At 70.8% G+C, this 384-nt stretch carries 1 pseudogene; it reads left to right on the top strand.

What is annotated here, in order from left to right:
* A pseudogene (locus AC1DDS_RS25820) lies at positions 1-384 on the top strand (ATP-dependent DNA helicase RecG); the annotation flags it as partial.

Raw genomic sequence — 384 nt, 5'->3', positions numbered from 1 at the left:
GTCCAGACCTTCGTCGTGACGATCGACGCCCACCTGCCGCCGCAGCGTTCGGGGCAGCCCTGGCGGATCCGCGGCTGGGACGAGACCGGATTCGTCACCCTGGTCTGGTTCAAGGGCCACGGCCCGCACCTGGAACGCCAGCATCCGGTCGGAACGCGGCGGGCCGTCAGCGGCAAGGTCGAGCGGTTCGGCTCCGAGATCCAGGTCGCCCATCCCGACTACATGCTCGAGGCCGAGCGGATCGACGAGATCCCGCCGATCGAGCCGGTTTATCCCGCCACCGCCGGCCTGCCCTCGCGCACCTTCCGCAAGTTCGCTCAAGAGGCGCTTTCCCGCGCCCAGGCCCTGCCCGAGTGGCAGGACGCCGCCTGGATGGCCCGCGAG

It is taken from the genome of Mycoplana sp. 10N416, from assembly GCF_056394765.1.
The sequence above is the reverse complement of the archived record's forward strand: the minus strand, read 5'-3'. Positions and strand labels throughout refer to the sequence as shown.